General features: G+C 42.8%; 1 pseudogene. It reads right to left on the bottom strand.

Going from position 1 to position 921, the window contains the following annotated elements:
• Positions 1 to 19: 19 nt before the first annotated feature.
• A pseudogene (locus R8O10_RS24230) lies at positions 20 to 841 on the bottom strand (DUF2989 domain-containing protein).
• Between the last annotated feature and the right edge of the window lie 80 nt (positions 842 to 921).

Genomic DNA, 921 nt, shown 5'->3' with positions numbered 1-921 from the left:
CTAAGCGGGAGTTTTTTGTTTACATGTATTTAGGGACCATATCGGGCGAGTAACTGCCTTTGCGTATTGCCTTTGCAATCGTATAGGCCAACTTATCCAACTATTAGTATTGGCTCGGATCCTCGAAGGGGTACATACGCTGCAACTGCTTTTCATCCGCTAAAGGCACATCAAATCGTTTGGCAACCATCGCCCATAAGTACGCCTGCTTTTTCTCGCCTAAACCTTGGTTAATGCTTGCCAGTGATTTAAGTATCACAGGGTTTAGGTTGTCTTTGTTTGACAGAGCCAAAGCATTATTGAGCAAGACTAGCGTTTTTTTTGCGTCTCTATTGGTATAGAAAGTGGCTAAGGCATACTGCATTTCTGCAGTATTTAACTGGGGTGTGCCTTCCATTTGTAAAAATTGACGACGTGCTTGTGTATCGCCCGTTTGTGACCAAAGAAAATAGAGTGTCTCTGGTTGTTGAGAACCTTTCAGTTCTTCGACGATACGCTTGAGTTCATCTATGCTGTGTACCAAGGCATTAAAGCGTTGCCTTTTTAGCTCACTTTGATCGATAGGGGTGATCTGAGACGCGAGCTCCAAACATTTGCGATAATCAGCAACGATGCTGTATTCGGTAATTTGGTTTGCTTCTGATGGGTTTTTCAGTAGCTCAAAACGGTGCCAAATTAACTTGGTTCTAGGAATTCGACATTGGCCGTCATCCATATTGAGGTTTTCACAACGGAGCTCTGGCGTTTTTTGACACAACTCTTCTGTTGTAACGTTGCCTTCAAAACAGCCCGTCAAAGTAAGGGTAGTGAGGCTGGCGAGTAACCAGTATGTTTTTTTCATGGTTTTGCTTGTGATCCGTTACACCAATTCATTTTCGTATTCTTGACTCAGTTTCTTAACCCGTTATGTTCTGTAAATAG

The organism is Vibrio sp. 1727, from assembly GCF_033344415.1.
GTDB classification, from domain to species: Bacteria; Pseudomonadota; Gammaproteobacteria; order Enterobacterales; family Vibrionaceae; genus Vibrio; species Vibrio alginolyticus.
Note: the sequence above shows the minus strand (reverse complement) of the source record. Positions and strands in the feature narration are given on the sequence as shown.